The sequence below is a fragment of the Streptomyces sp. ISL-12 genome (assembly GCF_018614415.1).
In the GTDB taxonomy this organism is placed as follows: domain Bacteria; phylum Actinomycetota; class Actinomycetes; order Streptomycetales; family Streptomycetaceae; genus Streptomyces.
The window spans coordinates 1-12838 of record NZ_JAGGOO010000138.1; the positions used below are offsets into that span (position 1 = coordinate 1).

A 12838-nucleotide genomic window follows, 5' to 3' on the forward strand; every position below is an offset into this window, starting at 1 on the left:
CCTCTCCCCCGCCGCCTCCGCCGCCTCCACACCTCCCACGTCCACGACCCCGCCTCCACCGCCCTCGTCCTGAGGAAAAACGTCGGCAGAGCCGGACAACGCCCTGATCAGGCATTCGTTGCCACCGATCACTGGCGCCATGTGAGCAGTCGGTGAATCTGGATTACCGACGGGTACACAAGGGCCCCGGCGCGGCATACCCTGCCGCTCATGACGGATGCGCAGGCCCTGGACAGCACCGAGAAGACCGGCACGGGACGGACCGGCCCGGCACCGGCCGGCACCAACCCCCTCGCCCCCGCACCGGAGGGCGCCCGCACCGCCGCCGACGTGGTCACGCCCGAGCTGATCGCCCAGCTCACCAAGGGGGTGACCGGTTCCGGACGGACGGTCAGCCACGCGCCGTTCACCGGCCGGAAGCTGGCCGACCTGCCGGAGTCGACACCGGCGGACGTGGCGAAGGCGTACGACCGTGCCCGTGCCGCCCAGCCCGCCTGGGCGCGGACCCCGGTCCGGGAGCGCGCCGCCGTTCTGCTGCGCTTCCACGACCTGGTCCTCCAGCGCCAGGCCGAGGTCCTCGACCTGATCCAGCTGGAGACCGGCAAGGCCCGCCTGCACGCCCACGAGGAGGTCCAGGCCGTCGCCGTCGCCGCCCGCCACTACGGCCGCCGCGCCACCGCGTACCTGAAGCCGAGGCGGCACACCGGCGCCGTACCGACCCTGACGAAGGTCACCGAACTGCGCCACCCGCGCGGCGTCGTCGGCCAGATCGCCCCCTGGAACTACCCCCTCGAACTGTCCGTCGGCGACGCGCTCCCCGCCTTCGTCGCGGGCAACGCGGTCGTGATGAAGCCCGACACCGAGACCTGCCTGACCGCCCTGTGGGCTCGTGACCTGCTCATCGAGGCCGGGCTGCCCGCCGGGGTCCTCCAGGTCGTCCTCGGCGAGGGCCCGGTCGTCGGCCCCGAGGTCGTCAAGCACGCCGACTACGTCTCCTTCACCGGCTCCACCCGCACCGGCCGCGAGGTCGCCCAGGGCGCCGCCGCCCGCCTGGTCGGCGTCTCCCTCGAACTCGGCGGCAAGAACGCCATGCTGGTCCTGGAGGACGCCGACATCGAGAAGGCCGCGGCGGGTGCCGTCCGGGCCTGCTTCTCCTCGGCCGGCCAGCTCTGCATCTCCATCGAGCGGCTCTACGTCCACGAGTCCGTCGCCGACGCCTTCCTGGAGCGCTTCGCCGCCCGCACCAGGGCGATGCGGCTGGGCAACTCCCTGTCCTACGGCGCCGACATGGGGTCGCTGGTGGGGGAACGGCAGCTGGAGACCGTACAGCGGCACGTGGCCGACGCCGTCGAACGCGGCGCGAAGCTCGTCGCCGGCGGGGTCGCCCGCCCGGACATCGGTCCGTACTTCTACGAGCCGACCATCCTCGAAGGCGTCACCGCCCCCATGACGGTGTGCACCGAGGAGACCTTCGGCCCGGTCGTCTCCGTCCACCGCTTCCACACCGAGGAGGAGGCCGTCGAACTCGCCAACGCGACGCCGTACGGCCTGAACTCCTCGGTCTGGACCAGGGACGCCCGGCGCGGCCACGGGGTCGCCGCCCGCCTGCGCACCGGCACCGTCAACATCAACGAGGGGTACGCCGCCGCCTACGGCAGCGTCCGGGCGCCGATGGGCGGCATGAAGGACTCCGGCCTCGGCCGCCGGCACGGCTCCGAGGGCATCCTCAAGTACACCGAGGCCCAGACCGTCGCTCACCAGCGCCTGCTGCCGATGGCCCCGTCGCTCGGCATGGACGACGAGAAGTACGCCCGGTTCATGACCCGCAGCCTCCGCCTGATGAAGACGTTCCGGCTGCGCTAGCCACCCGAGGCCCCGGGCCCCCTGCCACCACAGACGAACCCGCACGTGAAACTCGACGAGGAGACAACCGTGCCCCAGGACGCTTACGACTACGACGTCATCGTCGTCGGCTCAGGCTTCGGCGGCTCGGTGAGCGCCCTGCGCCTCACCGAGAAGGGCTACAAGGTGGGCGTCCTGGAAGCCGGCCGCCGCTTCACCCGCGCGTCGCTGCCCAAGAACTCCTGGGACCTGAAGAACTACCTCTGGGCCCCCCGGCTCGGCATGTTCGGCCTCCAGCGCATCCACCTCCTCGGAAATGTCATGGTCCTGGCAGGCGCCGGGGTCGGCGGTGGCTCCCTCAACTACGCCAACACCCTCTACGTCCCGCCCGCGCCCTTCTTCGAGGACCCCCAGTGGCGTGACATCACCGACTGGAAGGACGAGCTGGCGCCCTACTACGACCAGGCCCGCCGCATGCTCGGCGTCCGGCTCAACCCGACGACGACCCCCTCCGACATCCACCTGAAGGCCGCCGCCGAGCGGATGGGCTGCGGCGACACCTTCCACCTGGCGCCGGTCGGCGTCTTCTTCGGCGACGGCAGGGACGCCGACGGGTCGGTGCGGGCCAGGCCGGGGGAGCGGGTCGCGGACCCCTACTTCGGCGGCGCGGGCCCGGACCGGCACGCCTGCGCCGAGTGCGGCGAGTGCATGACCGGCTGCCGGCACGGCGCGAAGAACACCCTCAACGAGAACTACCTCTACCTCGCCGAGAAGGCGGGCGCCGTCGTGCACCCGATGACGACGGTCGTCTCCGTCACGGACGACTCCCGGGGCGGCTACGCGGTGACCACCCTCCCCACCGACCGCCGGGACCGGAACCGGAGGAAGAGCGAGGGCCGCACCCTCACCGCCCGCCGGGTGGTCCTCGCGGCCGGCACGTACGGCACCCAGACCCTGCTGCACCGGATGAAGGCCGGCGGGCAGCTCCCGTACATATCCGACCGGCTCGGGTCGCTGACCCGCACCAACTCCGAGGCCCTGGTCGGCGCCCAGACCGACGACCGGCGCTACCGCAAGGCCACCGGGGAGCCGAAGGCCGACTTCACCCGCGGCGTCGCCATCACGTCCTCGGTCCACCCCGACGCCAACACCCACATCGAGCCGGTCCGTTACGGCAAGGGCTCCAACGCGATGGGCGGCCTGTCGATCCTCCAGGTCCCGTACGCCGGCCGGACCGCCTCCGGGACCACCCGCGTCCTGGGCTTCCTGGCCAACGCGGCCAGGCACCCGCTGCTGGTCCTGCGCTCCCTCTCCAACCGGCGCTGGTCGGAGCGGACCATCATCGGCCTGGTGATGCAGTCGCTGGACAACTCCCTGACGACCTACCTGAAACCGGCGGGCGTCGGCAAGGGCCTGCTCACCGCCCGCCAGGGCCACGGCTCGCCCAACCCCAAGCAGATCGAGGCCGCCACCGAGAGCGCCTCCGCGCTCGCCGCCGAGATCAACGGCTTCCCCGGCTCCAACGTCGGCGAGCTGATGGGCACCCCGCTCACCGCCCACTTCCTCGGCGGCTGCCCGATCGGCGCCACCCGCGAGACCGGCGTCATCGACCCGTACCACCGGCTGTACGGCCACCCCGGCATCTCCGTCGTCGACGGCGCCGCGGTCTCGGCCAACCTGGGCGTCAACCCGTCCCTGACCATCACCGCCCAGGCCGAACGGGCCATGTCCTACTGGCCGAACAAGGGCGAGCCCGACCCGCGCCCGGCACAGGGCAGGGCGTACGAGCGTCTGGCCCCCGTCGAGCCCAAGTCCCCGGCGGTCCCGGCGGACGCGTTCGGCGCGCTGCGGCTGCCGTTCCTGGGCATGCCGACGGTGCCGCCGAAGCCGTAGCCGTAGCCGTAGCCCGTAGCCCGTAGCCCGTAGCCCGTAGCCGTAGCCGTAGCCCGTAGCCGTAGCCGAAGCCCGAAGCCCGAAGCCCGAAGCCCGCAGCCCCGACGGGAAGACCCGGCCGGAAAGGAAAAGGACCCGCACCCCCCTCCGAGCGCGGGTCCTTCCCTGTTCTGCGCCGGGCCCGGTCCACAGGCCCGCAGATACCATGTGCCGGCTACGCCTCGGCGCCGGCCTTGCGCCGCCGCACCGCGAACACCGCGCCGGCACCGGCGACGACGGCGAAGCCGCCGACCAGGCCGACCATCGGCAGCGCGGAACTGGAACCGGTCTCGGCCAGGTTGCCGGTGACCTGCGGGGTGCCGGCCGAGGGCGACGCGCTGGCCACGGGCACCTTGCCGCCTGTCTGGGGCTTGGTGCCGGAGGTGTCCGTGCCGGCGGCGACGATCTGGAACTGGTACGCCACCTCCAGGTCGCGGACGCACAGGTCGTCGTCGGCGTAGAGCGTCGAGCCGATCGTGAAGGCCGTACCGGTCGCGGCACCGGCGGCCACGTTGAGGCGCAGCGGAACCTCGGCCTCGTAGCCGGGCTTGAGTTCCTCGGTCATCCCGGCGTAGCCGATGGCGTAGCCGTACTCGTCGAGGTCGTACCAGCTCTTCTCCTCGGGGTCGTACGCCTGGAGGCGGACGGTCCGGCTGGTGAACAGGTCGTCACCGGCCTTGTTCGAGGCGGCGCTGATCAGGTAGCCGAGCCCGTAGAGCGTGCCGTCGGACGTGTTCTTCACGGTGAGGGAGAACTCGTGCCAGCCACTGCCCGCCGCGATCTTGCCCGGCAGCCCGGTGATGTCCGAGTCGACCGCCTCGGCCACGCACTCGCTCGGCTCGGGTTCCGGCGACTCCGATTCCTCGGGCTTCGAGGCGCTCGGCGACGGGCTGCCGGAGCCGGTGGGCGAGGCGCTCGCCGAGGGCGACTGGCCGGCCTCGTCCGTCGGGGCGGCGCTCGTGGAGGGGTTCTCCTCGGGCGTGGTCTCCGGCGCGGAGGTGGACGGGGCGGGCGGCGTGCTCTCGGCGGCCGGCACGCTTGCGGAGGTGCTCGGTGAGGCGGACGGCGTCTCTCCGGTGGCGTACGCGGCCGGAGCGGCGAGCAGCGCCACGGGGGCGATCACTGCCGTCGCGGCTGCTGCTGCCATGGCGCGGCGAAGCTTCATGAACACCTCGGGAAGTCGGGCGTACCGCTGGGACGCGGCACGGACGATGAAGGAAACCTCCGCGGTGGGGCGCGGCCGGGGCCCTTGGGTCAGCAGGTTGGATAAGTGAGACCTGCGAATGGTTGTCCGCGCGTTCATGGAATTCTCATGCGGCGTGGATCACCACTGTCCGGCGCGGTTCGCTCACGCTCGGCTTCCGTGCCCGTTCGGGCCGGACGGCCGACACGGCGAAGGGCCCCGCGGCGGATGGCTGCGGGGCCCTTCGCCGGCCGGCACCGGCGTCAGGGCGGCGCCGGTGCCCGCGGAGCGGCGCTGGGGGGTCGCGCCGCTGGTCACGGATGCCCCGGCGCGTCGGCACGGGGACATCGGACTACGTGAGAGAAGAGCTCGGGCTGTGCACGCATCGTGCTGGAGGAAGAGCAAGCTCCGCAACCGTTTGACGCGGACTTGAACATTCCTGAACATTTACCGACGGTCGGCCCCGGGCGTCCCCGGAGCCGACCGTTCTGTTGGGTGACCGGGCTGCTGTCCCCTGCCGTCCGGTCACTTCCCTGGAGCGAGGTCCCACGACGTACGGCACGATCCGTACGTCTCATCGCTCCAGCGAGCCACGCGTGGTTCTTTCGGGCCCGCCCCTGGCTGGCACGGACACCGGGACCAACGAAGCGACGCGGCAACCGGTCACGCGCCGTACGGGTGAGAACGGCCCCGAACTCAGATGCGACCGGCTCGGGTGCTACTGGCTCGGGTGCGGCCGGCTCGGATGCGACTGGCTCGGGTGCAATTGGCTCGGGTGTGACCCGCTCGTATGCGACCCGCTCGTCGCGACCGGTTCAGACGCGGCCCCGGCACAGTTCGAGGAGGGTCATGGCGAGGGCGGTGCCCGGCTTGCCGAGGGCCTCGCGGTAGTGGGAGAGGACGTCCATCTCGCGGGAGAGGTTCACGCGCCGGCCGCCGGAGGCGATCCGGGCGTCCTGGATGACGGCCGAGACGGCCATGCGTTCCTGGATCAGGCCGATGATCCGGTCGTCGAGCGCGTCGATGCGTTCCCGGGCGCCGGTGATCACGTCGGCTGCTTCGGGGGTGCGGGCGCCGGTCGCGTCGGTGGCGGTGGCGGTGGCGGCGGTGGTGGTGGCGGTGGTGGTCATGGGCGGGGGCTCCTCGTCGGACGGGGTGCCCCGGAGCGACAGGATCCGGAGAAACGTCAAGCGCCCCGGGCCTTGTCGGCCCGGGGCGCCTGGGAAGTCGCTGTCAGTTGCTCAAGCAGCACGACCATGGCAGCCGGTGGGCCGGTTGCCATAGGTAAACAGGAAAGCCTGCTGCGGAGTGAGCATGAGCCCAGTATGCCGGGGGGAACACACGGTGGCCAAGCCCTTTCGCATGGTGAGACGTGCCACCGGCGTCCGTGGCCGGGACGGGTCACGTGCCCACCTCGGTAGAATCGGAGTCACAAGCCCCCCGCCCGACCGCCGGAAGGCACCTCGTGTCATCAGCGACTCCCGCTGCCAACGCCGCCCCCGACACCGTTCTGGTCGTCGACTTCGGCGCGCAGTACGCCCAGCTCATCGCCCGCCGAGTCCGCGAGGCCCGGGTCTACAGCGAGATCGTGCCGAGCACCATGCCGGTCCAGGACATGCTCGCCAAGAACCCGGCGGCCATCATCCTCTCCGGCGGCCCGTCCTCGGTCTACGAGGAGGGCGCCCCCCGCCTCGACCGCGAGATCTTCGAGGCCGGCGTCCCCGTCTTCGGCATGTGCTACGGCTTCCAGCTGATGGCGCAGTCCCTCGGCGGCACGGTCGACAACAGCGGCGCCCGCGAGTACGGCCGTACCGACCTCGCCGTCTCCCGGCCGTCCTCCACCCTCTTCGAAGGCACCCCGGCCGAGCAGGCGGTCTGGATGTCGCACGGCGACGCCTGCTCCGCCGCCCCCGAGGGCTTCACCGTCACCGCCTCCACGGACGTCGTCCCGGTCGCCGCCTTCGAGAACGACGAGAAGAAGCTCTACGGCGTCCAGTACCACCCCGAGGTGATGCACTCCACGCACGGGCAGCAGGTGCTGGAGCACTTCCTCTACCGGGGCGCGGGCCTGACCCCCGACTGGACCACCGGCAACGTGATCGAGGAGCAGGTCGCCGCGATCCGCGAGCAGGTCGGCGACAAGCGCGCCATCTGCGGCCTGTCCGGCGGCGTGGACTCCGCGGTCGCCGCGGCCCTGGTCCAGAAGGCCATCGGCTCCCAGCTGACCTGCGTCTACGTCGACCACGGCCTGATGCGCAAGGGCGAGACCGAGCAGGTCGAGAAGGACTTCGTCGCCGCGACCGGCGTGCAGCTCAAGGTCGTGGACGCCGAGGAGCGGTTCCTGACCGCGCTGAAGGGCGTCTCCGACCCCGAGGAGAAGCGGAAGATCATCGGCCGGGAGTTCATCCGGGTCTTCGAGCAGGCCCAGGCCGAGATCATCGCCGACGAGGGCCCGGCGGTCGAGTTCCTCGTCCAGGGCACCCTGTACCCGGACGTGGTCGAGTCCGGCGGCGGCACCGGCACCGCCAACATCAAGTCGCACCACAACGTCGGCGGGCTCCCCGAGGACCTCGAGTTCCAGCTGATCGAACCGCTGCGCAAGCTGTTCAAGGACGAGGTCCGGATGGTCGGCCAGGAACTGGGCCTGCCGGAGGAGATCGTCCAGCGCCAGCCCTTCCCCGGCCCCGGCCTCGGTATCCGGATCGTCGGCGAGGTCACCAAGGAGCGGCTCGACCTGCTGCGCGAGGCCGACGCCATCGCCCGCGAGGAGCTGACGGCGGCCGGTCTCGACCGCGAGATCTGGCAGTGCCCGGTGGTCCTGCTCGCCGACGTCCGCTCGGTCGGCGTCCAGGGCGACGGCCGCACCTACGGCCACCCGATCGTGCTGCGGCCCGTCTCCTCCGAGGACGCGATGACGGCCGACTGGTCCCGGCTGCCGTACGACGTGCTGTCCAAGATCTCGACCCGCATCACCAACGAGGTCAAGGACGTCAACCGGGTCGTCCTCGACGTGACGTCGAAGCCCCCGGGCACCATCGAGTGGGAGTGACCGCTGTGAACCCCTATGCGCGCCTGACGGTGCGCAGGGGCTCTCCGGGCTGCCAGACCTGGACGACGAGATACGCGTCGTCCTCCACGTAGGTCCGCACGACCTCCGTCAGCTCGGTACGGAAGAGGTGGAACGGCTCCGGCGGTTTCACCTCTTCCACGTATCCGGCCTTCACCTCCGCGTCCTCGACCTCGATCGCCCGCCCGCCGATCCGCACATCACCGCCGCCCATGCCGGTGCCCTCCCCGGGGTTGGCCTGGAGCGCGAAGCGCGGGTCGCGGCGCAGGTCCAGGGCCTTGAGCGAGCCCGGCATCATGCCGAGCCACAGCTCACCGGCGAGAAAACGCACCTCCAGACCGCTGGTCCGGGGCGAGCCGTCCTTGCGCAGGGTGGCGAGGACGTGGTGGGTGAAGGCGCCGAAACGCCGCTCCACGGTCGTGGCGAGATCGGGTTCGGCGGCGGCGAAGAAGGCCCAGTTCGCTGTCATGCGCCGAGTCTCCCGCCCAAACCGGACATCTGCTGTCGGGTATCGGTCGGACGGCGTCGATCAGTCCCGCACATTTACGGAACAGAACTGTCTTCCCCGGCTCACCGAGGGTAACTTCACGCCCCGTGAATCAACCCAGTGCCGGAGGACACATGCACGGGACGCCCGGGGCCGCTCCGCCCCCGCCGCGGCCACTCGACAAGCTCCAGTTCGCGATGCCGCCGATGCACGAGTCCGTCGCCGACGAACGCCGGCACCGCAAGGAGCGGCTGGCGGGCGCGCTGCGGATCTTCGGACGGTACGGCCTTGAGGACGGTGTCTCCGGGCACATCACCGCCCGCGATCCCGAGTTCACCGACTGCTTCTGGGTCAACCCCTTCGGTCTGCCGTTCCGGCACGTCACGGTGAGCGACCTGGTCCTGGCCAACGCCGACGGCCAGGTCATCGAGGGCCGCTACCACGTCAACCAGGCCGCCTTCACCGTCCACTCCCGGGTGCACGCCGCCCGCCCCGACGTCGTCGCCGTCGCCCACTGCCACTCGGTGCACGGCCGCGCGCTCGCCGCCCTCGGCGACCTGCTCGACCCCATCACCCAGGAGAGCTGCGCCTTCTACGAGGACCACGCCCTCTACGACTCCTACAGCGGCGTCACGGTCGACGCCGAGGAGGGGCGGCGCATCGCCGCGGCGCTCGGCTCCCGCAAGGCGCTGGTGCTGCGCAACCACGGACTGCTGACGGTCGGCGACTCGGTGGACGCGGCGGCCTGGTGGTTCCTGTCGATGGAACGGTGCTGCCAGGTGCAACTGGCGGCCAAGGCGGCGGGCCGGCCCGTACTGATCGAACACCGACGCGCGACGGCGACCTGGGAGCAACTCGGCGGGGACCTGGTGGCGTGGATCAACTACCAGCCGCTGTGGCGCGAGGTCACCCGCGACGAACCGGACCTGCTGGACTGACGGGTCCGACGGGTCCGACGGGTCTGACGGGTCGAACGGGTTTGACGGGTTTGGCGGGTTTGACGGGTCGAACGGGTTTGACGGGTCGAACGAGTTCGATGGGTCTGACAGGTCGAACGGGTGCGACGGCTCCGGCCTGCCCGCAGCGGGCCGCGTCTCAGAACCCCCGGAGCACCACCGCCTTGGCCATCGCGAACTCCTCGTCGGTGAGGACCCCGTCGCGGTGCAACCGCCCCAACTCGCGCAGTCGGCACAGCAGTACGTCGTGATGGTCGGCCGGCGTCGGCACGGCGCGGGCCGGGCCGGAGCCCTCGTCCCTCAGGGGACCGTCGAGAGCCGCGCGGGCCGACGGATGCGGCAGCCGGGCGGTGACCGCGGTGGCGACCAGCACGGTGAGCAGATCGCGGCGGGCGTTTCCCCACAGATCCAGGGCGTACGGGTCCTTCTCCGGCGGCAGCTCGGAGGAGACCGTCTCCCGCGTCACGAAGCGCAGAACACCGTCCTCGTGACCGGAGTTGGGCAGCCACTCGACCCGCACGAGGTCACCCACGTGGATGAGCCTGGGCCCCGTGGCGCGTTTGACCCGCTCGGAGGTGTCCGCCCAGTCGATCCGTACCTGGGTGCCGTCGAAGGAGACCGTGCCGTCGGAGGAACGGACCGAGACCGGGACCGGAGGGCCGGGCAGCAGGTACGCCTTGGTGGGCTCCTTGGGAATCCGGTCGAGCAGCAGCGCCCGGCGGATCTCCTCGGCGACGTACTCGGCGATCCCGGCGCGGTCGGTGTCCACCGTCAGCCGGTAGGGGTCCGCCGGGTCGGGGAGCCGGCCGCCGGTCGCCTGGAGCAGGGGGTCGGCGCCCTCCCGCAGCCGCAGCCGGAGCCGCCCGCGCTTGCGTTCCGGTTCGAAGACGACGCCCGAGACGGCCTCCAGCGGTACGGCGACCTCCCCGTACGCCTGCCGGAACAGCGGTACCGAGCGGTGCAGGCCCGGGGTGATCCTGACCGTACTGCCGTCGAAGGCCCAGGCCCCGTCACGCTGGATGATCTCGGCCATAAGGGAATTCTCGCAGCCGGGTCAACCCTGCGGACCGCACGTCACCCGTGCTGAGCAGAGGAGGCCGGGGGCGCCCGGCGCGAACGGGGTGGTGTAGGGCACAATTCGCTGTCGTCCCGGGGGAGTTGCGGGTCCGGTCGCAAGGGTGCGGAAGGTGGATGTCGGGCGTGGCGGTGCAGGAGGCGAGACACGGTGGGGCGGGCGTGCACGGCGGCGGGTGCACGTGCGGGGACTGCCCGCACGGCGCACGTGAGGGCCATCGGCGGGCGGTCGCCGATTTCGCCCTGCGCAGGGACGAGTTCGCGGCCGGACAGGGGCTGCCGGCCGCGGTGGCCCACTCGGCGTCGGCCTCCCGGCAGTGGGTCTCCGAGGAACTGACCCAGTCCGCCGGACTCGTCGCCGAACGCGGCCGGGCCGAGGGCGGGGCCTGGCTGGCCGGCCTGTGGCGCCGCACGGCCGGCGCGGCGCTGGCTGCCGTGGTGGTCCTGCTGCTGGTGCAGGCGCTCACCGCGGTGGGCGGCGGCTGGACGCCCGCCCGGACCGCCGGTCTGGCGGCGGCGCTGGTCGTGGCCGGGGCGCTGACGGCGGCGTCCTGGTTCCACCGGGCCCGGGGCGGCGCGCTGGCCCCGGTCATCGGCGAGGACAACCGGCTCTCCACGTCCCGCGCCGTGGCGGTGGCCTGGGTGCTGTTCGTCGCCTACGCGGTACTGGTGCTGGTGGGACAACTGGCGCTGGCCTCCGCGCCCGGAGACCGGGACGCCCTCATCTCCGGCCTCGAACTGCGCCGGGGCGCCGGTGTGGTGACGGTGCTCGCGGTGGTCTGCGGGATCGCCGTCCTGGTACGGCGGGTGGTCGGGCTGCGGGTGCTGGGACAACGGCTCCAGAAGGTACGGGCGGACCGGCCGCGCGCGGCCGATCTGCTGACGGACGACGCCGGACGCGGGACCTTCGCCGACATCCAGTACGTCGTGATCAACGGGGTCGCCCTGTTGTTCGGGGCGGTACGGCTGGCCCGCCGGCCGGAGCAGTTGCCGGACCTGCCGTGGGGGCTGGCGGTCGTGGTGCTGGTGTCGGCGGCGACCTACCTGGCCGGCAAGTACGCCGAGGGAGGCCGTCCGGTGGTCCTCTCGGTGGTGCGGGCCCGGGAGGCCGGTGCTCTGGACGGGCCCATCCGGACGGGCGACGACATCGAGATCCGGGGTGCCGGATTCGTACCGCCGGGGGCGCAGAGCGCGGACCGACTGTCCCGGATGGTGGTGCGGATCGGCGCGGTCAATGTCCACGTGCCGCTGGTCCCGGTCGCCGGCGGCTTCAGCAACCCCACCGACACGCTGCTGACCGTGCCCGTACCGGCGGACGTGGAGCCGGGGCGGGTCGAGGTGCAGGTGGTCACGGCGGCGGGAGTGGAAACCAACCGGTGCGTGGTCGACGTGACGGAGTGAGCGCCCGGAGCGGTCTCCACGCAAGGTGGTTTTCACGCAGGGTGGTCTCCGTGCAGGGTGGTGTCCAAGCGAGGCGGTCTCCGGGCGAGGCGGTCTCCGGGCAAGGCGGTCTCCGAGCAAGGCGGTCTCCGAGCAAGGCGGTCTCCGAGCAGGGTGATCTTTGAGCAGAGTGGTCTCCCATCGGTCAGAAAACGATCCAGTCGGAAAAATCTTGGCCCGTGAGGATTGAGCGGGTCCTCCGCGTCGTACGTATGGACGTCGAGGGGGTCTCGGCACGCGGCGGGCGAGAGGCGGCTGGCAGCGATGGCTCACGGCATGCGGACGGACACGTCCCCCGGCGACGGCGCCCTGGACTGGCGCGAGCGGGCCACCCGGTATGCGCTCCTTCCTCTGCGGGTCTTCCTCGGCATCACCTTCGTCTACGCCGGCATCGACAAACTGACCGACAGCGCCTTCATGAAGGACTCGGGCTCCGGTTCCGTCGGCGACATGATGCGGACCGTCCGTGACTCCTCGGCCGTTCCCGCCCTCGTCGACCTCTCCCTGAAGAGCCCGTCCGGCTTCGGCTACGCCATCGCCTTCGGGGAGCTGGCCGTCGGCATCGGCACCCTGATCGGCCTTCTCGCCCGGCTCGCCGCGTTGGGCGGTGCCCTGATCTCGCTCAGCCTGTGGCTGACGGTGAGCTGGGCCTCCGACCCGTACTACTACGGCAATGACCTGGCCTACCTCATGGCGTGGATTCCTCTCGTGCTGGCGGGTGCGCCGGTGCTGTCGCTGGACGCGGGGTTGCGTGCGCGGCGACGACGGCGACGAGGCGCGTACGGGTGACCCGGTGTCCCGGTGACCCGGTGACCCGGGGGCCTGTGGGTCTGGGGAACGGGTGGAGCGGGGGACGG

At 71.7% G+C, this 12838-nt stretch carries 10 protein-coding genes; 6 read left to right on the forward strand and 4 right to left on the reverse strand.

The annotated features are described in order from the left end of the window. The first annotated feature begins 210 nt into the window (after window positions 1-210). Both J7I94_RS32270 and J7I94_RS32275 read left to right on the forward strand, forming a co-directional pair. Window positions 211-1863: a succinic semialdehyde dehydrogenase gene (locus tag J7I94_RS32270; RefSeq protein ID WP_251076069.1), complete on the forward strand. Its 1653-nt coding sequence runs from the start codon at window positions 211-213 to the stop codon at window positions 1861-1863. A gap of 69 nt (window positions 1864-1932) precedes the next feature. Continuing rightward, window positions 1933-3735, forward strand: coding sequence for a GMC oxidoreductase (locus J7I94_RS32275; RefSeq protein WP_215172906.1), 1803 nt, complete (start codon window positions 1933-1935; stop codon window positions 3733-3735). 214 nt (window positions 3736-3949) lie between these two features. Here J7I94_RS32275 and J7I94_RS32280 read toward each other — a convergent pair whose 3' ends face one another. Together J7I94_RS32280 and J7I94_RS32285 are read right to left on the reverse strand one after the other, a co-directional pair. Further along, the gene (locus tag J7I94_RS32280; RefSeq protein WP_251076070.1) at window positions 3950-4921 is read right to left on the reverse strand and encodes an LAETG motif-containing sortase-dependent surface protein; all 972 of its coding nucleotides are present in this window, start codon (window positions 4919-4921) and stop codon (window positions 3950-3952) included. Between the two features lie 851 nt (window positions 4922-5772). Further along, window positions 5773-6087 (reverse strand): chorismate mutase, encoded by a 315-nt coding sequence (locus J7I94_RS32285; protein ID WP_215172911.1) that lies wholly within the window; start codon window positions 6085-6087, stop codon window positions 5773-5775. A 335-nt stretch (window positions 6088-6422) separates the two neighbouring features. On the opposite strand from J7I94_RS32285, the gene guaA reads away from it, so the two are divergent. Then, the gene (gene guaA, locus J7I94_RS32290) at window positions 6423-8006 is read left to right on the forward strand and encodes a glutamine-hydrolyzing GMP synthase (RefSeq protein WP_215172913.1); all 1584 of its coding nucleotides are present in this window, start codon (window positions 6423-6425) and stop codon (window positions 8004-8006) included. 13 nt (window positions 8007-8019) lie between these two features. On the opposite strand, the gene J7I94_RS32295 is transcribed toward guaA, so the two are convergent. Beyond that, complete coding sequence (locus J7I94_RS32295) at window positions 8020-8493, reverse strand: pyridoxamine 5'-phosphate oxidase family protein (protein ID WP_215172915.1); 474 nt, start codon at window positions 8491-8493, stop codon at window positions 8020-8022. Between the two features lie 152 nt (window positions 8494-8645). Here J7I94_RS32295 and J7I94_RS32300 point away from each other — a divergent pair, with 152 nt between their 5' ends. Beyond that, window positions 8646-9449, forward strand: coding sequence for a class II aldolase/adducin family protein (locus J7I94_RS32300; protein ID WP_215172917.1), 804 nt, complete (start codon window positions 8646-8648; stop codon window positions 9447-9449). 157 nt (window positions 9450-9606) lie between these two features. Here J7I94_RS32300 and J7I94_RS32310 read toward each other — a convergent pair whose 3' ends face one another. After that, window positions 9607-10500 (reverse strand): DUF4429 domain-containing protein, encoded by an 894-nt coding sequence (locus tag J7I94_RS32310; protein ID WP_215172919.1) that lies wholly within the window; start codon window positions 10498-10500, stop codon window positions 9607-9609. 167 nt (window positions 10501-10667) lie between these two features. Between J7I94_RS32310 and J7I94_RS32315 the strand changes: the two genes are divergently transcribed. Both J7I94_RS32315 and J7I94_RS32320 read left to right on the forward strand, forming a co-directional pair. Further along, entirely contained in the window at window positions 10668-11942 is a 1275-nt protein-coding gene (locus J7I94_RS32315) for a hypothetical protein (protein ID WP_308114788.1), read from the forward strand. 315 nt (window positions 11943-12257) lie between these two features. Then, a complete protein-coding gene (locus J7I94_RS32320) occupies window positions 12258-12770 on the forward strand; it encodes a DoxX family protein (protein WP_215172923.1) in 513 nt (170 codons plus the stop codon). Window positions 12771-12838: the final 68 nt, after the last annotated feature.

What these genes read in the sequence shown, in the direction of transcription:
- J7I94_RS32270 (WP_251076069.1), top strand. Translation starts at nt 211, where the DNA reads ATGACGGATGCGCAGGCCCTGGACAGCACCGAGAAGACCGGCACGGGA.
- J7I94_RS32280 (WP_251076070.1), bottom strand. Translation starts at nt 4,921, where the DNA reads ATGGCAGCAGCAGCCGCGACGGCAGTGATCGCCCCCGTGGCGCTGCTC.
- J7I94_RS32285 (WP_215172911.1), bottom strand. Translation starts at nt 6,087, where the DNA reads ATGACCACCACCGCCACCACCACCGCCGCCACCGCCACCGCCACCGAC.
- J7I94_RS32295 (WP_215172915.1), bottom strand. Translation starts at nt 8,493, where the DNA reads ATGACAGCGAACTGGGCCTTCTTCGCCGCCGCCGAACCCGATCTCGCC.
- J7I94_RS32300 (WP_215172917.1), top strand. Translation starts at nt 8,646, where the DNA reads ATGCACGGGACGCCCGGGGCCGCTCCGCCCCCGCCGCGGCCACTCGAC.
- J7I94_RS32310 (WP_215172919.1), bottom strand. Translation starts at nt 10,500, where the DNA reads ATGGCCGAGATCATCCAGCGTGACGGGGCCTGGGCCTTCGACGGCAGT.
- J7I94_RS32320 (WP_215172923.1), top strand. Translation starts at nt 12,258, where the DNA reads ATGCGGACGGACACGTCCCCCGGCGACGGCGCCCTGGACTGGCGCGAG.